The sequence below is a fragment of the Paenibacillus maysiensis genome, from assembly GCF_000520815.1.
GTDB classification, from domain to species: Bacteria; Bacillota; Bacilli; order Paenibacillales; family Paenibacillaceae; genus Paenibacillus; species Paenibacillus maysiensis.
In genome coordinates this window covers 1-20256 of record NZ_ASRY01000233.1, presented here as the reverse complement: position 1 = coordinate 20256, position 20256 = coordinate 1, and the positions used below count along the sequence as shown (strand labels likewise).

14 protein-coding genes and 2 pseudogenes are annotated in these 20256 nt (G+C 47.2%); 11 read left to right on the top strand and 5 right to left on the bottom strand.

What is annotated here, in order from left to right:
- The first annotated feature begins 235 nt into the window (after positions 1-235).
- Together L696_RS0116960 and L696_RS0116950 are read left to right on the top strand one after the other, a co-directional pair.
- Positions 236-1597, top strand: coding sequence for an FAD-dependent oxidoreductase (locus L696_RS0116960; RefSeq protein ID WP_025684703.1), 1362 nt, complete (start codon positions 236-238; stop codon positions 1595-1597).
- 385 nt (positions 1598-1982) lie between these two features.
- Positions 1983-2831: a formate/nitrite transporter family protein gene (locus L696_RS0116950; RefSeq protein ID WP_025684702.1), complete on the top strand. Its 849-nt coding sequence runs from the start codon at positions 1983-1985 to the stop codon at positions 2829-2831.
- Here L696_RS0116950 and L696_RS30570 read toward each other — a convergent pair whose 3' ends face one another.
- Positions 2832-3119 (bottom strand): hypothetical protein, encoded by a 288-nt coding sequence (locus L696_RS30570; RefSeq protein ID WP_155985417.1) that lies wholly within the window; start codon positions 3117-3119, stop codon positions 2832-2834.
- A 71-nt stretch (positions 3120-3190) separates the two neighbouring features.
- On the opposite strand from L696_RS30570, the gene L696_RS0116940 reads away from it, so the two are divergent.
- The 3 genes from L696_RS0116940 (at position 3191) to L696_RS0116930 (ending at position 7219) form a co-directional block, all read left to right on the top strand.
- Positions 3191-5323 carry a molybdopterin-containing oxidoreductase family protein gene (locus L696_RS0116940; protein WP_025684701.1) on the top strand — a complete coding sequence of 711 codons (2133 nt, stop codon included), beginning with the start codon at positions 3191-3193 and terminating at the stop codon, positions 5321-5323.
- A gap of 47 nt (positions 5324-5370) precedes the next feature.
- Positions 5371-6600 (top strand): MFS transporter, encoded by a 1230-nt coding sequence (locus tag L696_RS0116935; protein WP_049827427.1) that lies wholly within the window; start codon positions 5371-5373, stop codon positions 6598-6600.
- Between the two features lie 124 nt (positions 6601-6724).
- A complete protein-coding gene (locus tag L696_RS0116930) occupies positions 6725-7219 on the top strand; it encodes a GNAT family N-acetyltransferase (RefSeq protein WP_025684700.1) in 495 nt (164 codons plus the stop codon).
- Between the two features lie 109 nt (positions 7220-7328).
- Here L696_RS0116930 and L696_RS0116925 read toward each other — a convergent pair whose 3' ends face one another.
- Positions 7329-7877 (bottom strand): GNAT family N-acetyltransferase, encoded by a 549-nt coding sequence (locus tag L696_RS0116925; RefSeq protein WP_025684699.1) that lies wholly within the window; start codon positions 7875-7877, stop codon positions 7329-7331.
- A gap of 84 nt (positions 7878-7961) precedes the next feature.
- A complete protein-coding gene (locus L696_RS0116920; RefSeq protein ID WP_025684698.1) occupies positions 7962-8687 on the bottom strand; it encodes a hypothetical protein in 726 nt (241 codons plus the stop codon).
- 208 nt (positions 8688-8895) lie between these two features.
- Here L696_RS0116920 and L696_RS0116915 point away from each other — a divergent pair, with 208 nt between their 5' ends.
- Positions 8896-10575 carry a glutamine--tRNA ligase/YqeY domain fusion protein gene (locus L696_RS0116915; protein ID WP_025684697.1) on the top strand — a complete coding sequence of 560 codons (1680 nt, stop codon included), beginning with the start codon at positions 8896-8898 and terminating at the stop codon, positions 10573-10575.
- A gap of 187 nt (positions 10576-10762) precedes the next feature.
- Here L696_RS0116915 and L696_RS0116910 read toward each other — a convergent pair whose 3' ends face one another.
- Positions 10763-11986: an MFS transporter gene (locus L696_RS0116910; protein ID WP_025684696.1), complete on the bottom strand. Its 1224-nt coding sequence runs from the start codon at positions 11984-11986 to the stop codon at positions 10763-10765.
- Between the two features lie 609 nt (positions 11987-12595).
- Here L696_RS0116910 and L696_RS28715 point away from each other — a divergent pair.
- The 4 genes and pseudogenes from L696_RS28715 to L696_RS32020 form a co-directional block, all read left to right on the top strand.
- Entirely contained in the window at positions 12596-14332 is a 1737-nt protein-coding gene (locus tag L696_RS28715; RefSeq protein ID WP_245233383.1) for a motility associated factor glycosyltransferase family protein, read from the top strand.
- An 18-nt stretch (positions 14333-14350) separates the two neighbouring features.
- Complete coding sequence (locus L696_RS0116905) at positions 14351-17959, top strand: Ig-like domain-containing protein (RefSeq protein ID WP_049827426.1); 3609 nt, start codon at positions 14351-14353, stop codon at positions 17957-17959.
- A gap of 145 nt (positions 17960-18104) precedes the next feature.
- Positions 18105-18857, top strand: coding sequence for a molybdenum cofactor guanylyltransferase (gene mobA / locus L696_RS0116900; RefSeq protein WP_209440981.1), 753 nt, complete (start codon positions 18105-18107; stop codon positions 18855-18857).
- A gap of 75 nt (positions 18858-18932) precedes the next feature.
- Positions 18933-19117 (top strand): annotated as a pseudogene (locus tag L696_RS32020) (LysE/ArgO family amino acid transporter); the annotation flags it as partial.
- A 123-nt stretch (positions 19118-19240) separates the two neighbouring features.
- Here the strand turns inward: L696_RS32020 and L696_RS32015 are convergent.
- Positions 19241-19474, bottom strand: a complete 234-nt coding sequence (locus L696_RS32015; protein WP_245233382.1) for a DUF3592 domain-containing protein — start codon at positions 19472-19474, stop codon at positions 19241-19243.
- Between the two features lie 330 nt (positions 19475-19804).
- On the opposite strand from L696_RS32015, the pseudogene L696_RS29665 reads away from it, so the two are divergent.
- Positions 19805-20053, top strand: a pseudogene (locus tag L696_RS29665) (Lrp/AsnC ligand binding domain-containing protein); the annotation flags it as partial.
- Between the last annotated feature and the right edge of the window lie 203 nt (positions 20054-20256).

Sequence of the window (20256 nt, the reverse complement as noted above, 5' to 3'; positions counted from 1 at the left end):
CACAGGAAAAACTGAATGAAGGAAAGAGTCGTTTCAGCAAATGGCTGACTGTGTATCTTCCTGACTTTGAAAATGTGGACAAATTGTGAATATCATAGAAAGCTATTGCAATGTGAAAAATGTCACATTATAATAAGCACATGAAGTGAAATAAATCACAATCAACAGCGCAGTTACGTGAAACAATTCACAATTATTATACATGGTATGTCCACACACCAAGGAGGAATTCAACATGAAAGTAGCAGTTATCGGATGTACACACGCAGGTACGGCAGCCATCGTCAACACAGCCAAATGTTATCCAGATGCCGAAATTACCGTTTACGAGCGTAATGACAATATTTCGTTTTTATCTTGTGGTATTGCACTGTACGTAGGTGGTGTCGTCAAAGATCCGCACGGATTGTTTTATTCTTCCCCGAATGAACTGGCTGGGCTGGGTGTCGTGACCAAGATGCTTCATGAGGTAACGGATGTCGATACAGCAGGCAAAACGCTACAAGCACGCAATCTCCAAACAGGAGAAGAATTTACGGACACCTTTGATAAATTAATTGTAACTACGGGCTCGTGGCCTATTATTCCGAAGCTGGAAGGTATTGAGCTTGATCATATCTTGCTCTGCAAAAACTATAATCATTCCAATGACATCATTGAGAAAGCCAAGCATGTACAGAACATTACGGTTGTCGGTGCCGGATATATCGGTGTTGAGCTGGTGGAAGCTTTTCAAATGAACGGCAAGAACGTAACGCTGATCGACAGCGCTGATCGTATTTTGAATAAATATTTGGACCCGGAATATACAGACCGGATTGAAAATTCCCTGAAAAAGCATGGCATCAAGCTGGTGCTGGGAGAAACAGTGAGCCGTTTTGAAGGAAGTAACGGTAAGGTGAATAAAGTGGTGACATCTAAAGGAGAACATGAAACAGAGCTTGTTATTCTCTGTATTGGCTTCCGTCCTCAAACGGATCTGCTTAAAGGTCAGGTAGACATGCTGCCCAACGGCGCGATCATTGTGGACAATTATATGCAAAGCAGTTGCCCGGACGTATTTGCAGCAGGCGATAGCTGTGCAATCCGCTACAATCCGACAGGTAAAACAGCTTATATTCCATTGGCAACCAATGCTGTTCGTATGGGCACGCTGGTGGCACGCAATTTGGTACAACCGACCATTGCCTATATGGGAACACAGGGAACCTCGGGTATTAAAATTTATGAAGATAATATTGCAGGAACAGGTATGACGGAAGCGGCAGCAGCGGACGAAGGTATAGCTGTAGAGGCTGTCACCATTGAGGACAGCTACCGACCTGAATTTATGCCAACCTCCGAAAAGGTACTGCTGAAAGTGGTATATGAGCAGGAGACACGAAGAATTGTTGGGGCACAAATTATGTCGAAGGTGGATTTGACGCAATCCATTAACACGCTATCCGTAGCCATTCAAAATCATATGACCATTGATCAACTGGCCTTTGTCGATTTCTTCTTCCAGCCGCATTATAACAAGCCTTGGAATTTCCTGAATGCAGCCGGTTTGCAAGCCTTGCCGCCAATGTCTGAACGGAAGCCAGTTACCGTATAATTCATTTTGTCTGTGATATTGTTCATAAGTTTGTCAACAATCTGAGACGTATGGACGAATCCTTATAGTACAATATAGAGTAGCATAAGGATTAGGGGGTAAGTAGCTTATGGGTTTGTTTTATATCCTTTTTCTTGTAGTCGTGGCGTTGATAGGCATCGGTGGAGTTATTTGGTTCTTGAGAGCAGTTGAAAAGGAAGAATACAACTAAATGTAAAGCGCATAGTAGCGCAGCAGACGTAAGAATACATGAAAAACAGTCCTTTACCCAAGGGCTGTTTTTTAATATTCAATAAAGTGATTTTTTTCACAAACAAAATCACTGATTTTAAATAAAATATGAGAGAGAATATTCGAGTGAAAAGATGTTAAAGGAGCGGAATATATGGCAAGTTATAAACCGGGGCAGATTGCTGAAAAAACGGTGGAAACAGGAGTGGCCAAAGCGAACAATCCATGGACTGTGGCGGTGGTATTGGGATTTTTGGCAGGTGCATTTATTGCGCTTGGGTTTTTGCTGGATATACGTGTTATCGCAAGCGCACCCAAAGAATGGGGAAGCATCGCTACCTTTATTGGAGCAGCCGTATTCCCTGTAGGTCTGATATTGGTATTGACCGGCGGCGGAGAATTGCTGACCGGTAATATGATGGCTGTACCTTTGGCGAGATGGGCAGGACGGATCAAGACCGGGGCGATGTTTCGTAATTTGGCGATTATTACGCTTAGTAATTTTGCGGGTTCGTTGTTTGTTGCCTTTTTCTTTGGTCATGTGCTGGGTCTAACCGAGACAGGACCTTATTTGGACAAAGTGGTGGATATGGCGGGACACAAGCTGCATGAAAGCTTTTTGCAATCGTTTATATCCGGTATTGGATGTAACTGGCTGGTAGCGCTGGCTGTATGGTTGGCATATAGTACGGATTCGATCGGCGGCAAAATTATAGGGATCTGGTTCCCGACAATGTCCTTTGTAGCTATCGGATTCCAGCACGTTGTAGCTAATATGTTTCTTATTCCGGCGGCTATTTTCGCAGGTCATTTTTCATGGACAGATTATATTATGAACTTCATTCCGGTTTGGCTGGGGAATTTGGTGGGAGGAAGCCTATTTGTAGCTGGGGCTTACTGGTTGGCATATTTGAAAAAGCCTCATACCGCTGTGCATCCTGTGAATGAATCATCTCAGGCACCCTCGTCTACTGCAACAACTCCGTTGAGTGACCATGCCTGATTAAGCTGGGCCTGGGAAATGGGAATAAAGCAAATCCGCCATGGCAGGTCCGGGGGAACGAAACCTGTCATGGCGGATTTTTTTGGGAGTGGTCCATGATTTGGCATGGAGGATGAGTGTGCTCTCGTCCATAATGCCTTGATCTCTTTTACCCTTGGTATTCAATAATGAAACAGGTATGATCAAAATATAATATAGAATATTAGAAATCCGTTTTGCTGTGAGCAGCAAGCGGATTTTTTGATCTTTTTGGATGGATTTGGGTCGGCAAAATCCTTCTCTTGCCATAGGACATAGCTGTATATATGATAAGAACAGTGTAATTTTTGGAAACAGTAACGGAAAGGAGCATCAACAACATGGATCATCGTAACAGCGCGCCTCCTGAGGCTGTGCTTCAGCAAGACTTGCAAAGAGGGCAGCAAATGACGGAGCGTACGGACGGTGTTTTTCCGGCTGTATGTCCGCTGGATTGCCCGGATACGTGCGGGCTCCTGCTCCACAAGGAAGACGGAAAGATCGTCAAGGTGACCGGTAATCCGGATCATCCCATTACAAAAGGGGCCATTTGCAACAAAGTTCGCAATATGACGGAGCGAGTGTATGACCCCGAACGGCTGCTCTATCCGTTAAAGCGTGTAGGTCCCAAGGGGCAAGGGAAGTTCGAACGAATTAGCTGGGAGGAGGCAGTCGATACCATTACAGGCCGCTTCAAGGAACTGATTCGCACGGACGGCCCGGAATCTATTCTCCCCTACAGCTATTATGGCAATATGGGCGTGTTGAGTGTGGATGGGATGGATCGCCGTTTTTTTAATGCGCTGGGTTCAAGCCAACTGGACCAGACGATTTGCAGCGTGGCTGGGAATGAAGGCTGGGCATCCGTCATGGGTTTTAAGGGCGGCACCAGTCCGGAGGATACAGAGGATGCTGACCTCATTATTGTATGGGGAGGAAATGTCATCAGCACCAATATGCATCAGGTGGTATTGGCTGAGAAGGCACGTAAAAAAGGTGCCAAGGTAATTGTCATTGATGTTCACCGTAACCGGACAGCGCAATGGGCGGATTGGTTCATTCCGCTATACCCGGGAACAGATACCGCGCTCGCGCTGGGTGTCATGCACGTACTGTTCCAGCAAGGGCTGACGGACGATGAATTTTTGCGTCGCTATACGGTCGGTCATGAGGAACTGCGTGAGCATGTGAAGGCATATACCCCGCAGCGGGTCTCACGCATTACAGGCGTGCCGGAAGCAGATATTATCCGCCTGGCAGAGATGTACGGGCAGGCGCGAGCGGCGTATATCAACATTGGCAACGGACTTCAGCATCACGATAATGGCGGTATGAATGTACGCGCTGTTACATGCTTGCCTGCGCTCACCGGGCAATGGCTGAAGCACGGCGGGGGAGCATCGCGTTCCAACGGCGCTTACGGCAAACTCAACGGCGTCAATCTGGCACGTCCTGATCTGCGTAAGAACCCGGATGCCCGGGTGATCAACATGAACCAAATCGGCAAAGCGCTGCTACAGAAGGACGAGCCGATCAAGGCGCTGTTCGTGTACTGCAGCAATCCGGTTATCGTAGCACCGGATGCCGATCGGGTGACGCAGGGGTTTGAACGGGAGGATCTGTTCACGGTCGTTCACGACCTGTTCCTTACCGATACGGCCCGCTATGCAGATATTGTACTGCCTGCGGCGTCTTCTTTTGAAGGCACAGACCTGTATAAATCGTATTGGCATCATTATATCCAGATGCAGGAGCCGGTCATTGCTCCACTTGGGGAAAGCAAAAGCAACTATGAGCTGTTTAGCCTGCTCGGACAGGCTATGGGCTTTGACGAGGCTGCTTTCACGGAAAGTGAAGAGGACATGATCGCGGGTGCACTTGATAACCCGACAAATCCTTATCTCAACGGTGTGACTTTGGAAGCCTTGAAAAAGTCACCTTTTGTCAAACTGGACATGACGCCGAAGGCTACCTATCTGGATCGTCTGACTACGCCTTCGGGCAAGATTGAGCTGTATTCAGAAAAGATGAAGCAAGCGGGTCTACCCGCGATGCCTTCGTATGTGCCGCTGATTGAAGGATATGACGGAGAGCATCGACCGCAAGCGGACGCGCGGTTTCCGCTGATGTTTATTTCGCCACCGAATCATAATTTTCTGAATTCCACGTTTGCAAATTTACCCAAGCATCAACGGCTGGAACGGGAGCCTTTGCTGCAAATTCATCCGGAGGATGCTCAAGCAAGAGACATCGCGGACGGTGATCCGGTTACGGTATGGAACGACCGGGGAACGTATGAGCTGAAAGCCAAAGTCACGGGTCTGATGCTGCCCGGTACAGTAATTAGCCAAGGGTTATGGTGGGAAGGTAAAGGACGCAGACAGCGTGCTAATGCGTTGACCTCTGATCGGTTATCGGATATGGGCCGGGGAGCTACTTTCTTTTCAACGGTGGTGAATGTGAAGCGCCAATGAAATAATGTGTTGTTATGGTGTCCGATGCTAAAGGAGAAACAAAATATATGAAATGGTTGGATTCTTATCCGAAGGAAGTGAAAGTGTTTCTCGTCGCCAGCCTGATTAATTCCGCCGGAAGCTCTCTAATATGGCCGTTAGTTAGCATGTATGTATTCGACGAGCTGCACCGCAGTATGGGAGATGCGGGGATTGCGATTTTGGTGCAGTCTCTGGGCGGGATTTTTGGTCAGGTGTTAGGAGGAGCCCTTTATCACCGTATTGGGGCCAAAAAACTGATTGTCGGCTCGCTGACAATGAACGCGTTGGGACTTCTCGCGCTTCCGTTTACCAGCGGTCACTGGATTGCGTTTGTTATTATGATGGGCTTTATCGGCTTTTTTAATGTCGTATCTGTGCCCGCGATTCAGGCATTTGTAGGTTTTCGCTTTGCTGACCGCCGTGGAGAGCTGTTCAACATTATCTATGTTGCCAATAATATAGGGGTGGCGTTGGGAACGGGACTGAGCGGCGTTCTGGCCGATTTCTCCTATCAGCTCAGCTTTGTCATGAACGGGATTACCTCTGCGGTATTTGCCGGATTTTTCTGGTCCTATCTGAGCAGGGTAGATCGGGAAGAGGGGGAAGTTCAGCTTAACAAGTCCTTGAAGAAAAGAACAGAGGAAATACCAGCACGGCTGCTCTTCCGTGATACCAGGCTGTATCTCTTCGTCGGATTGGGCTCGCTCTTTTTATGGTTCGGTAATTCGATCTGGAATACGGGAGTGTCCCCGTATATTATCGAGCAGGGCTTGCCTAAAACGATGTACGGGCTACTATGGACACTGAACGGTGTGCTTATTTTTGCTGCACAGCCGATTATTTTCTGGCTCAAGCGTCTTTATGCCCGGCATGCTTCGGCTCAAATGACGTGGGCCGGAGGATTTTATTTGGTAGCCTATATCGTCATGCTAGGCACACAGAACTATACGGGGATGATATTCGCCATGGTTTTGGCAACCCTGGGAGAGATGCTGATCGCACCAGCGGTTCCGGCATTTTTGTCCGTCCACGGAGGTCGGGGAGCACCCTTTTACATCGGGTTAGTCGGGGGGATTGGCGCTGCCGGACGGGTGATGGGGCCTTATATTATGGGGAGGCTATATGATGGCGGAGGCCTTCCACCCACACTTTGGCTGGCAGCGGGCGTGGCGGTTTTGTCCATCCTGTTCTTTGTTCTGCATAGCGGATTGAACCGTTCCCGCTGTGAAGAGGATGCTTTTGAGACTACTACGTAGGCAGACGTTTCCAGTTCTTAAGTCCTAATAAAGACTGTGACGAGCCCGTGATTATGGTACAATAAATGACGAATGGTTGCTGCCTATACTTCAGGAACGCCTTCACAGGAAGGATTGAAAGAAATTGCTTACAAGTCAACCCCTGACGATTCGTCATTCGGAGATGAAGGATGCTCCTGATCTGATTGCGCTGGATGAATTGGTATGGAATGAACGAACGGCCCCCGCCTCGCTGTCATGGAAGTCGCGTGGGGAGTTTTTGCGCAATACGCCTCCGGGCTCTCAACTGGTCGCTATCGAACAGGGAGTGCTCTGCGGTTATATCGGATTTCGTTCTCCAACGCTGTTGGCAAGTAATTGTCATGTGTTGGAAATAAATATAGCCGTGCACCCAGCCTATCACCGCAAAGGTATTGGGACAGCGCTTATGAGTGCCATGAAGGATATTGCAGCCGCTGAGGGCATTCGTAAATTAAGCTTGCGGGTACTCTCGTGCAACATGGAGGCCCTTATGTTTTATGAAAAATGCGGATTCTCGATTGAAGGACGTTTGCATGAGGAGTTTTACATAGCGGGCCAATTCGTGGACGATGTGTTAATGGCCGCTTTCTTGAAATAGACATGGATTCTACAGCGTAATCAGCTTCTTATAAGCCTTCTATAAGCCGTTCATAAGGAACAGCGCCGCAGACCCTAAACGGGCTGCGGCGCTGTTTTATGGTGCAAGGTTACCGAAGCTGTTTCCACTCGCTCTGGAGCATGCCGTACACAGCATGGTTCATATAGCCGTCGGGCAGCAGTTCCGCTTCGCGGATAATGCCTTCGAGCACGAAGCCCAGACGTTCCGGAATACCCCGGCTACGGCGGTTGGTGGTGGCGCAACGGATTTCGATCCGGTGCAGGTCCAACTCTATCAGCGCATATTCGATGAATACGCGGCATGCGCTGGTCATGAGACCTTGTCCTTCGTAACCGTGTCCAAGCCAGTATCCAATACTGACCGAACGGTGAGTCCAATTGATTTCATGGTAGCTGATAATGCCAGCCAGCTCGTTATCCAGCCAGATTCCAGCGGTCACGCTCCCGTTCTCTGCGGTCTGCTTCAAGGCGCTCTGCACGAACTGCTCTGTGTGGCTGATTTCCGTGGTGGAATCCACCCATGGAAGCCACTGACGCAGGCGGTCACGGGACATTTCGATCAGCTCAAACAGAGGCTGCACATGCTCTTTGGTGAGCGGACGAAGGACTGTGCGTTCGTCCAACGCGTATGTAAACATGATTGATCCCCTCTTTCACTCGGAAAATCGCTAAACCAGCCAGTCTAGCATTTAATCCCATGCTACCTTATTCTGAGAGAGTCGTCAAAACGGAGAGGAAGCTGCAAACTCAATAGGTCCCACTCGGAACCGGCCATGCTCATATACATACTTCAGCTCCAAATCCCCTACAAATTCGGTTGGGGATACGCTGCCGGATACGGTGGCGTGCAGAGGACGTTGTTCGGCGTCATACATGACGACAGAGCTGAAATCAAGGCGGTCTGTAAAATGGGCTGGATCATCGTAAAACGCCGATGCTTTTGGGTCGAGCGTGTGTGTGATGCCATCAATCGTGACTGCAATATGCACCTGTTGGTTGTGGTCACGCAGTTCCACACTGCTGTGAACACGCCGGGACACAGCATCTGCCGCCGATTCAACCGGATACTCGTCCATGGTCTGGGCGTTGACGATATGAAGTTCCTGCAATTCGACACCTGTGCCTGAGGCAAGGGTCAGTATGACCACTGCTTCGCGAACACCATCGCCGTTTACATCCCTATAGTACAACTGCGGTGCGGTGGCGATATCTGCCGAGCCTGACCATGCGAATGCACGGTGCTGCTGGCCGATTTCCAGCGTAGCTGTACGGAATAGTCCCTGGGAAGGCTCCATAACATACAATTTGATGGATGAGTCTTCAGGAGCGACGGCTAAAGGACGGGATTGTATGGATTCAGGCACCGGGTTTGGTGAAGGATGACCGGAAATCATACCGGAGGAGGATAACAGCATGGACAGCAGGAACACGATGAGTAGCTTAAACACGGACGGGTTCTCCTTTTCCGGGTAAAATAAAAGATATATACACTATAGCGAATTTATTTGTCAGAAATGTTAACTCTTTTTCATAACTTGTTACTTTTTTGAATGAAAAGTACATAAGGTTTTTCATTTTATTGAGTTATGCGGTGTGAAAGGGTATATTTAAGGGAATAGATTTTGTACAGATTACACGGAAGAAAGGTTGATTAGCGTGGAGAAGCCGATCACTCCCCCCAATTTTATTAAGAGTGTCATTGAAGAGGACTTACGTACGGGTAAGGTAAAGGAAGTTGTTACACGCTTTCCGCCGGAGCCGAACGGATATTTACACATTGGACATGCCAAAGCCATCTGGATTAATTTCGCGTTGGGAGATGAATTCGGAGGACGCACCAACCTGCGTTTTGACGATACGAATCCGGCGAAGGAAGACACGGAATACGTAAACTCCATTCAGGAGGACGTGAAGTGGCTCGGTTACGAATGGGAGGAAAAACATTTTGCCTCCAACTATTTTGACGAAATGTACAAGCGCGCCGTTCTGCTGATCCAAAAGGGTAAAGCTTACGTAGATGATCAAAGCGCGGACCAAATCCGTGAAACTCGTGGCACACTGACCGAGCCGGGGCAAAATAGCCCTTATCGGGATCGCAGTGTGGAAGACAATCTGAAGCTGTTTGAAGAGATGCGTGCAGGCAAATATCAAAATGGTGAAAAGGTACTGCGTGCCAAAATTGATATGGCTTCGGGAAACATTAATTTACGTGATCCGGTAATTTACCGTATTTCGCGTACCGAGCATCACAACACGGGTGATAAATGGTGCATTTACCCGATGTATTCCTACGCTCATCCGCTGGAGGATGCCCTCGAGGGTGTAACACACTCGCTCTGTTCGCTGGAGTTTGAGGACCAGCGGCCGCTGTACGATTGGGTTATAGCTGAATGCGAGATGGAAAAGGTACCGCACCAATACGAATTTGGACGGCTGAACCTGGCTCAAACCGTAACCAGCAAACGCAAGCTCAAGCTTCTGGTCGATGAGAAGCATGTAGACGGCTGGGATGATCCGCGTATGCCGACGATTTCCGGTTTACGTCGTCGCGGCTACACGCCGGAAGCGATCCGCAGCTTTGTATATGAGACGGGCATTTCCAAAGCCTACGGAGTCATTGATTTGCAGGTGCTGGAGCATTTTGTACGTGAGGATTTGAAGCTTAAGGCACCCCGCACCATGGCAGTCATAGATCCGTTGAAGGTGGTTATCACAAACTATCCTGAAGGACAAGTTGAAATGCTGGAGGCGGAAAACAATACTGAAAATCCTGAACTCGGTACACGTCAAATTCCGTTTTCACGTGAAATTTATATCGAGCGTGAGGATTTCATGGAGAATCCGCCGAGCAAATATTTCCGCCTGTTCCCTGGCAATGAAGTACGTCTCAAGCATGCTTACTTCATTAAATGTAACGATGTCATTAAGGATGCCGACGGTCATGTAACGGAAATTCATTGTACCTATGATGTAGAAACCAAGAGCGGTTCAGGCTTTACTGGACGTAAAGTGAAAGGCACAATCCATTGGGTGGAGGCTACTCAGGCCGTTCCTGCCGAATTCCGTTTGTATGAGCCTTTGATTAACGCAGAGGACCCGGAAGCGATTGAAGAGGATGCAACGGAAAAAACCTTCCTCGACCAATTGAATCCAAACTCTTTGGAAATTGCTCACGGCTTTGTCGAGCCGAATATGAAGGAAGCACAATCGCAGGACAAGTTCCAATTTTTCCGTCATGGTTATTTCAGTGTCGATCCGAAGCTTTCCAAGCCGGGTGAGCCTGTATTTAACCGTGTAGTATCACTGAAAAGCTCTTTCCAATTGCCCAAGCAATAGTTATTGGACAGCGTGGGACAGATGGTAGCCTCGTGCAACCAAGTCAAAAAAAGGAGTCTGCCATCGGCAGACTCCTTTACTTTACGCTCACGGGCTCTATATATAATGATAATTGGGATATATTTGGGTATTCCACTGTTCGTAACGGGCAAACAGTGAAAAAGGGTGTCACGTCCCACGGATGTTTTTAAGAGGCTTCTTCTGCTCGTTCGTGGTCGTCGGCATGAAAGGGCTGATAACCGTTCTTGTACAGCATATACCACATGATGGTAAATCCCGCAAAGCCGAGCAAGGCGAAGAAAACGCCTGCGTTGTACATCATTTCACCACCGAAATTCTGGAACAGCCAGCCTCCTGCAAAGCCTGCTACAATGCCGGATATCCCGCTCCACGTCAACGTATATACGGCCTGCCCGGATGAGCGGTAAGCTATCGGTGTGAACAGGACGGTCAACTGGGTGCCTACATAAAAATAACCACCGAAGGTGACGCAATGAAGTGCCTGAATGAACACGATCTGAATCGGGTCTGTGGCCAAGGCCATTAGCTCCCAACGTAGAGCAAACAGCAAACTAACGAGAGCCAGACAGCCGAACATAACCGTCATTTTTTTCTTCAAAAAGCGATCAAACAGCAAAAAGACAATGATTTCGAATACCGATGACATAAAGACAGCAAAACCCAGCATCAGCTTGGAGCCGCCCAGTTCGGTGATATACAGGGACATAAAGGCGCTGTTGATCGAATTCGGAATGGATACCAAGATCCCCAGCAAAATGAAAGATATAAAGTATCCGTTCATTAAAATGCTGCCAAAGCCACGCAAATGAATGGTTGCCGTTTCAACAGTGCTTTTCAGCGGTGGAATCGCCAGGGTACAGATCAGGGCAGCCAGAAGCAGCACCGTAAAGATGTTGGATATGCTGGATACCCCCGTTCGGTCAATGATCAGGCCGGCGACGGCCGCCGTCACAGCCCAACCGAAGGAGCCCCAGATGCGGAAGGAGCCGAATTTTCGATCCGTGCCCTCAATGTAGCTGAGAATGAGACTGTTACTTTGGGCAAACAAAGGACTTTGGAAGAAATAAAAGCCAATCATCGACACATAAATCATGACATACGTATGGACATGAAATAAAGCTTGCAGCAGCAGCAAGGTACCTGCAATCATAAACAGTAAAATACGCCGAAGGTTACGGCTCCGGTCACTGGTATAGCCCCAGAAGGGATTTGCGAATACCGATACAAAAGGCCCAATCGCCATCAGACTCCCGATCTCAAGCTTGTCCATGCCGATCTCTTGCAGATACAACGGGAAGAAGCTGGAGAAAATGACCATGGCTCCATACAGAAAAAAATTGTACAGCTTTAAGGAGTATAGAGGAGTCTCTTGAATTTCTCTATTTTGCAAGACAAGCCATTCCTTTCTTAGCCCGGTAGAGAATAAAGCATAGAATGCCGATCTATGGGAAGGTTCTCTATCCAATGTATCATGTGTTGAAAGGGTTAACAAACCAATAAATTAACAATTATGTAATGATTATTAGTATATACTAATTTGATAATGGTTTAAGTAAACTTAATAATTATTTCGCTATTTTACTAGTTATTATTTTTGTTGCTCCAAGGGGCGACATGTAGACGAACTACAGCGTTTGAGACTATATATGGTTAGTCCAAGTAAATGCCTGGTTAGTTACAAAATCTTTATTTATAAATAGGTTCTTAAGACCTAAAGTTTATACATGGAATAGCCGATACTTAATCCATAATCAGGAGAATTTAGGATTGTTTTTTTCTGAATAAAAATACATTGTCGCAGATATTACATAAAATCAGAATACTATGCTCCATAAGAAATTATATAGGTTAGGTTTAATCGACTGGCTTGTATAGTTGGTTTTATGAAATATCGGGTGGAAAGGGATGGAAAATCGCATTGCAACATCGTAGAGACAATTCCTTGTACCACCGATTTCCTCGGCTTCTTTTGCTTCAGGCAGGAGAAGGAGGTGCGTTGGTGACTTCTGAAACCAACAAGCCCAATGTAGTACTGACTCTTGAGGGACAATCATATTATTTGCATGATCCTGAGCAGCCTGGGCGGGAAGCAGAATTATTTGTTTCGGGTTTTAACGAAGTTAAACCTCAAGCGCACGTGATCTTTTTTGGTGTAGGACTTGGGTATCATATTCGTGAATTTCTGCGCAAGCACCCGAATACCAGCTTCTCCATCGTCGAGCCGGACACTGGTGTGATGAATATTTTTTTGCAGCATCTGAATGAAAATGATTGGCTGGCTGATGAGATGATCGAAGAGGTTATGGTAGGAGGAATGACTGGAGAAGCAATCGGTACACTGCATAGGTTGATCGACCGTGTATCTGGGGTCCTAGTTGTTCCATGGCTCCCGTATCGCTCCTTATTTGCTGCGAAACTGAAGAAGTTTAATGAAATATTGTACAAAATGGTCTCTAACAAGAAGGACAAAATGGCTATCAATAACGTGTACGAAAAAAAATGGGCGTTAAACAGTATTCATAATTTTCCTTATATTTTACATAGTTCGGATTTTTTGTACGCGGGCTCAGAGCATATTAGGGGCAAGCCAGTCTTAGTAATATCTGCCGGTCCTTCGCTTAACGACGAAATTGAGCACCTGCGACATATTCGTAAGAACAATCTTGCTTATCTGTTTACAGTAGGATCGGCAGTGAACACGCTGGTGGAGCATGGAATTTATCCGCACGGCACGTTCAGTTACGACCCGAACGAACACAACGTAAATGTAATTCAAAAGTTGATCGACAAGCGAATTGATTCAATTCCACTTATTTTCGGCAGTACGGTTGGTAAACACACGCTCGATCATTATCCAGGTCGTCTTATGCATATCATCATCTCTCAGGATGAACTCTCCAAGCACGTATTGCGCACAGCGGAGGGAAATAAACCAACGATTATTAACGATGCTCCTTCTGTAGCGGTCATTGCACTCCAATGTCTGATACAGATGAAAGCAGACCCTGTTGTGTTGGTGGGGCAAAATTTAGCTTATCGGGATGAACAATATTATGCTGAGGGGATCACTCATGCCCAAGGTGTTCCAGCTAGTACGGATTTGCCGCGTGTACAGGGCGTTCATGGCCAACAGGTGATTACACGACATTCTTTTATCAAAATGAAAACAGAGATGGAGTTTTACATTAGTACAGTGAAGGGAACTAAATTTATAAACACAACGCGTAAAGGCGCTGTTATCAAAGGAACATCTTTTAAGAACTTGGAAGAGGTAATCCAGACGCGGTTAAAAGGTGTTGTTGACGACGTGTGGCTGCAAACCAGCAGCAATTCGGAATACGATCTCTTGTTTCTGAGGTCACGCATTGAAGAGCTTCAGCGGGATGAAGAGGTTTTTCAAGCCATCATGGAGCAGATTCATCATGCTTTGCTCGGCATCAAACATAAGCTCAGTCTGAAGCAGGCCAATATGCTGAACGTGTCCTTTGGACAGTTTGACGACTTATTTGCCTCATTATTAGGAAATTGTTTTTTCAAAATATATGTTCTGCCTCGCCATCGTATGCGGTATGAGTTTTTGTACAGTAAAATGGACGCCATTCAGAAAAGTAGGAATTCTCTAATCAGAGGGGAGCAAATTCTGCTGTACTTCGGGGATTTCATATGGAAATGCCAGCAGGATTATATGGAAATCAAGAACGAGATCCATAAATTTCACCGTTCCATTCACACCTAGATAAAAAGGAGCACGTATATGAGCAAGAAGAAAAGAAATAAGAATCATGTAAATCGAATGATTAAGGCAAGTGTACTGACAACACAGGTACTCAACCTGGCAAACCCATATATTTCAGCGGCGTTTGCATCGGAGAGCATAAGCAACAATACGACGGAGAATGTGTCGATGTCGGACGGGTTCATACAAGACGCTTCCTCATCCCCCGTGGCTTTATCAGTTTATATGCAGGCGCAAATGGACGAGCCCCCATACTATACATGGCTTTCACCTCAGGAAAGCGGCGTTTCTTTGTCCGCAAATCTGGCTATGTCGTTCAGTGAAGAGGTGCAACTGGGCACAGGTCACCTGGTGGTGCATCAGGAGGATGGAAGTGAAACGGGACGAATTAACGTGAGCGGAGGTACGGTCGTAGGTGGCACGGTACATATCAGCGGTCAGAACGTGTCGATGGAGTTGGACCATCCGCTAAGAGATAGTACGGGTTACTATGTAGAAGTCAGCTCGGGTATGTTTGTAGACCGTGCGGGTCAAGGCACCAATGCGATTTGGGACAAGAATATGTGGAACTTCCGGACAGCAGACACTACCGCGCCGAAGCTGGTGAGGAAGGGACCGGAGGGCCCAGACATGAGTGGCGTGAGTCCCTACGATGCGAACTTTATGCTGGAGTTTAATGAGCCAGTGAGATGGGATCACGGCTACGTAAGGTTGCACGAAGCTTCGGGAGGAGCCGTGGTTCGTGAGTTACCGATATCGGGTCAGTGGGGAACGGGGAAATCCCTGTCAATCTGGGAGAATACAGCCTACTTTTCCTTTTCGGGTGGGCTGGAAGAAGGAAAGTCGTACTATTTGGAAATTACCTCGGGAGCGCTGACAGACCATGCAATGAATCCGTATGTGGGGATGCATACTCCAGAGGAGTGGACGTTCCGCGTGCAAGATGAGCGACCCTATTATACCTATATGTCCCCCCACGAAAATGTGTGGACGCCCACACCGGAGTTGGGAATGGCATTCAGCGAAGAGGTGCAACTGGGCACGGGCCATCTGGTGGTGCACCAGAAGGATGGAAGTGAAGCAGGTCGGATTAACGTGAGCGGAGGTACAGTCGTAGGTGGCACGGTACATATCAGTGGTCAGCATGTACGGATGGAACTGGATCATCCACTGGCGGATAGTACCCAGTATTATGTAGAGGTCAGCTCGGGTATGTTTGTAGACCGTGCGGGTCAGGGAACAAATGCCATTTGGGGCAAGAATACGTGGAGCTTCCGGACAGCAGACACCACCGCGCCGAAGCTGGTAAAGAGGAGAACGCCTGAAGGCTTGGAGCTCAGTGGTGCAGGCCAGTATGCAGGCTTTATATTGGAGTTCAATGAGCCGATGAAGTGGAACCAAGGCTATGTAAGGCTTTACGAAGCATCAGGTGGGGCAGTAGTTCGTGAACTACGAGTATCCGGTGCAGGGAATTTAAACAGTACGCTAGAAGGACAAGATAATGTAGTCGAATTTATGCTATCAGGCGGGTTGGAAGAAGGAAAGTCGTACTATCTGGAAATCACCTCGGGAGCACTAACGGATTTGGCGATGAATCCATATGTAGGGATACATACTTCGGAGGACTGGACGTTCCGCACACGAGATGAGCGACCCAATTATACGAACCTGTATCCAGAGGGGAGCGGTCAAACGCTCACCCCGAATCTGCACATGAGCTTCAGTGAAAAGGTGCAACTGGGTACAGGCCACCTGGTGGTGTACCAGGAGGATGGAAGTGAAGCAGGTCGGATTGATGTGAGCGGAGGTACGGTGTTGGGCGGCACGATCCAAATTAGTGGTCAGAACGTGTCGATGGAGCTGGACCATCCGCTAAGAGATAGTACGGGTTACTATGTAGAGGTCAGCTCGGGGATGTTTGTAGACCGTGCAGGTCAGGGAACTGATGCAGTTTGGGGCAAGAATAGGTGGAGCTTCCGGACAGCAGACACTACCGCGCCGAAACTGGTAAAGAAGAGATCACCGGAAGGGTTGGAGCTCAGTGGAGTAGGCCCGTATGCCGGTTTTATGCTGGAGTTTAATGAGCCCATGAAGTGGAACCAAGGGTATGTAAGGCTCCACGAAGCCTCAGGTGGGGCAGTGGTTCGCGAACTTCGGATATCGGGTGCAGGGAATTCGAATTTTACGTTAAAAGGCGAGGAAAATATAGCGTACATTGAGCTATCAGGCGGGTTGGAAGAAGGAAAGTCGTACTATCTGGAAATTACCTCGGGGGCGCTGACAGACCATGCAATGAATCCGTATGTGGGGATGCATACTCCAGAGGAATGGGCGTTCCGCGTACGAGATGAGCGCTCGCATCGTTCTAAGGATAAAGAAAAGTCAGTTCAGGGTACCTCGTCAGCGGCTTCCCAAACAGAGACTAAGACTGGTGTCCTATTAACAGACGCTAAGACAGTAGCTGATAAGAGCCACACTATTCAACTTATTGGTTTGAATGATGGAGACGCCAGCCAAGCCCTGAATGTTACAAATGTTGACCAGAAAGAACTGGTAGTTGATGCCTCGGGATACAGCGAAGCAGCAAAAGTGAGTATACCTTCTGACTTTTTAAAGGAATATGAGAAAGAAAATACAAAGATGCCGATTAGCATTCACACGGCAGTAGCCCAGTTTACTCTTTCTGCTGAATTGGTTGGCAAATTGATCTTATTATATCCTGAAGACAACCTGATCGTCGAAATTTCAGCGTTGTCAGGCGAAAACGGTGCACAAGTACGACAAGCTATTGCTGACACGGGTTTAGCGAATGTTGTGGTAAACCCGGTTGACTTCAAGCTTATGGCCGGAGATCAAGAGATCACTGAATTTTTCGGGCACTACGTGGAACGGAAATTGGTTCTGGATCATGAAGTTGATCCTGAGCATATAGCGGCCGTATGGTTCGACCCTAAGACAGGTGCTTTGTCATCTGTTCCCGTATTGATCCGGAATGTGAATGGACAAACGGAGGCAATCATCAAATCCAATCATAACAGCATTTATGCTGTAGTCTCTGTAGACAAAAAGTTTAAGGATCTGGAGAATCATTGGGCGCAAAAAGATGTAGAGATGCTAGCAAACAAGCTGATTGTCAAAGGTGTTCAACCTGATATTTTTGAACCGAATCGGGCGGTAACAAGAGCTGAATTTGTGGCAATGCTTGTTCGCGGGCTTGGTATGCAGGAGAAGCCGTTAACAGAGCCTTTTACAGATGTGAAAGAAAATGCCTGGTATGCTGGTAGTGTTGGAGCTGCGGTGGAAGCTGGTCTGATCCGTGGTTATGGGAATCAATCATTTGGGCCAGAAAGGTTAATTACGCGTGAGGAAATCGTGGTTATTACCGAAAAGGCTGCACATTACGCTCAAACACTGAATGCTGATCCTACTAATGAGAAATATAAAGAGATTTACAGCGACGCATCTACCGTTTCTCCTTGGGCTCAAGATGCTATGGCGCGGGCTACAGAGCAGGGCTTAATAAAAGGCGTCTCCCCCGACTTGCTTGCGCCCAAACAGCAGGCGGCCCGAGCGGAGGCTACCTCCATAATAAAACGATTTTTGCAACTTATTAAGTTCACGGATTAAAAGTAATGAACTAGACGAATAGGCAACCTCTTTTTTAGGCGATCCAGGTGGATCGCCATTTTTTTATACTTTATATAGATGATATTATTAGATTTATCCGTGTTTAATGATAGAATTTGTCTAGCAAAAAGGAGGTGCGATGGTGATGGTGGAGGTGACTGGAATTATCGTGGCAGGCGGACGCTCTAGCAGAATGGGACAGGACAAGGCGCTGCTTCAGCTGGGAGGGGTTACGGTACTGGAGAGAATAGCCGCTGTGCTAGGGCAGGTGGCAAAACGGGTTGTTGTAGTGACCCGGGATACGCAGCAGTATAGCGAGCTTGATCTGGAAACGATAAAAGACCTGTATCCCGGCTTAGGGCCTTTGAGCGGCATTCATGCGGGACTTTCTGCTTCCAGAACGGAGTGGGGCATTGTCGTTGCCTGCGATATGCCCTTCGTGCAGCCAGAGATATTGTGTGCTTTGCTTACTCACGCAACGAACTGGGCAGCGGCGCAAGAGGCAAGCAGTGAACAAGGAAAGCAACAAGTACAAGGAGATCATACATCCTTGACAGGAAATGGATCATTGCCCCAGCCAGTAGAGCCAGCATTACAGGCAGTGATCGCCTCTGTGGATGGACGTATACATCCGCTGCTAGGCATATATCATCAAAGTGTGTTGCCGTCTGCTGAGCAATGTCTGCGTAGTGACCGTCTTCGTTTGATCGACTGGCTAGATTCATTGAACGTTCGTTATGAGACAGCGGGGGCTTGGCCAGGTGCGAGCTTAGAGATGTGGCGGCAAGCTGTGTTTAATATGAACTACCCGCAAGATTATCAGACTACAGTGGAGCAATTGGGGCATATACAAAAACGTACCAAACTTGCACAGAATATGGAAAATCCAGAGCGATAACCGCATTAAGAACAGAAAGGAAATAACGGGAGATGAGAGAGAAGAAGTGTAATGATTTTGAGGGGAGTACATAACATGTTGGAAGCTATTATCCATGCTGTTTTATTGGCACTGGGTTTGATTTTTCCTTTGGGGGTCAAAATGTATTTGCGTTTAATCAGGGGGCGTCCCAGTCGCGGTTTCGCAATGCACTGCCTGCTGTCATTACAGCGGGTGTCCGTGACACAATCCTGATTACGCTTGCGGTTGGGGGCGTATCGTGGGACGTATGGATTCAGAAGGAAAGTTTGGTACTGTGCTCAACAAAATATCGGCACTGATTATTTTAGGTTTGGCTATTTATATGGCGATAATTTCATTACCAGTATGTGATCCAAACCTTGTTAGAAGAACAACCTTAATAAAGCGAATACCCCGCTCAAAGCAAAGGGGATACCGATCGAAAACAGCATAAAGGCCAGACAGCCTGCACCATTTACACCGCCTATTCGGGCGTCCCGAGGGTTGGATGGGTTGTATAATACCTTAAACTTGCTGCCAACCCGGTTTAGGCTTAGATTGGTGCTATAAGGATTCCAGATTTCAACGCCTTCACCTGAAGCTGTATAGAAGCGCACTTTTAATCGGCGGGTGTAGCTAGTATCTACCGGATCGTCTCGGTCAAAGGGGACGACATCAATATCTACTTCGATATCGCATCAACGATCTGCCCTTTGGTACGGACCCAGTGGCGGTTACGATAACGATGGCGACGGATCGTTCTGATCCAAAATATATGAGTAGCAGTCCAATCAAGCTGAACAATGGCATCAGAAGATCGGAGCTAAAATGAAACCAATACACATTGAAATCAATTGAGATGATAATCTACTCCTTATATGTAAGTGAACCTTATTATATGAATAATTATGTGGTACATATATATTTAAAGTAAGGTTTTTATACTACTGAATCAAGGGACAACTACGTTTATTCTAGTAAAGACGGAACATTGCCAAGAGCTGGTTGAATTTTGTAGAGAGGCAAAGGAAGTCACCGATTTATTTCGCATTAGTGGGGAATTTAATTATCTCATTAAAGTACAAACCGCGTCGGTATTGGAAATTGCAGAGCTTCAGGATTCATTGGTGAAATTAGGCCCTTCGAAGTCGCATATTTGTATGAAAAATATACTGGAAAACAGGGTTTTGCTGTAAGTCAGTCGGAGAACCGCACATTTGGAATATAGCGCATTCGGAATAACTGTATTTGTGAAATGATATAAGCGAATGTTTAGATGAAATAAAAAAGTGACGCCGATTACAACAGCGTCACTGTAATGCCCTGCTCCAGACGTTGCACGTCCTGGAGCTCAATCTTTCCGGCCATGGCGTGCAAAGCCGCCGCCGTGCCGCAGGCC

Bases quoted from the DNA above. Each gene is read 5' to 3' on its own strand.
- L696_RS30570 (WP_155985417.1), bottom strand. From the start codon at position 3,119: ATGGCAAGAGAAGGATTTTGCCGACCCAAATCCATCCAAAAAGATCAA.
- L696_RS0116905 (WP_049827426.1), top strand. From the start codon at position 14,351: ATGAGCAAGAAGAAAAGAAATAAGAATCATGTAAATCGAATGATTAAG.
- L696_RS0116925 (WP_025684699.1), bottom strand. From the start codon at position 7,877: ATGTTTACATACGCGTTGGACGAACGCACAGTCCTTCGTCCGCTCACC.
- L696_RS0116935 (WP_049827427.1), top strand. From the start codon at position 5,371: ATGAAATGGTTGGATTCTTATCCGAAGGAAGTGAAAGTGTTTCTCGTC.
- L696_RS0116940 (WP_025684701.1), top strand. From the start codon at position 3,191: ATGGATCATCGTAACAGCGCGCCTCCTGAGGCTGTGCTTCAGCAAGAC.
- L696_RS0116960 (WP_025684703.1), top strand. From the start codon at position 236: ATGAAAGTAGCAGTTATCGGATGTACACACGCAGGTACGGCAGCCATC.
- mobA (WP_209440981.1), top strand. From the start codon at position 18,105: ATGGTGGAGGTGACTGGAATTATCGTGGCAGGCGGACGCTCTAGCAGA.
- L696_RS0116950 (WP_025684702.1), top strand. From the start codon at position 1,983: ATGGCAAGTTATAAACCGGGGCAGATTGCTGAAAAAACGGTGGAAACA.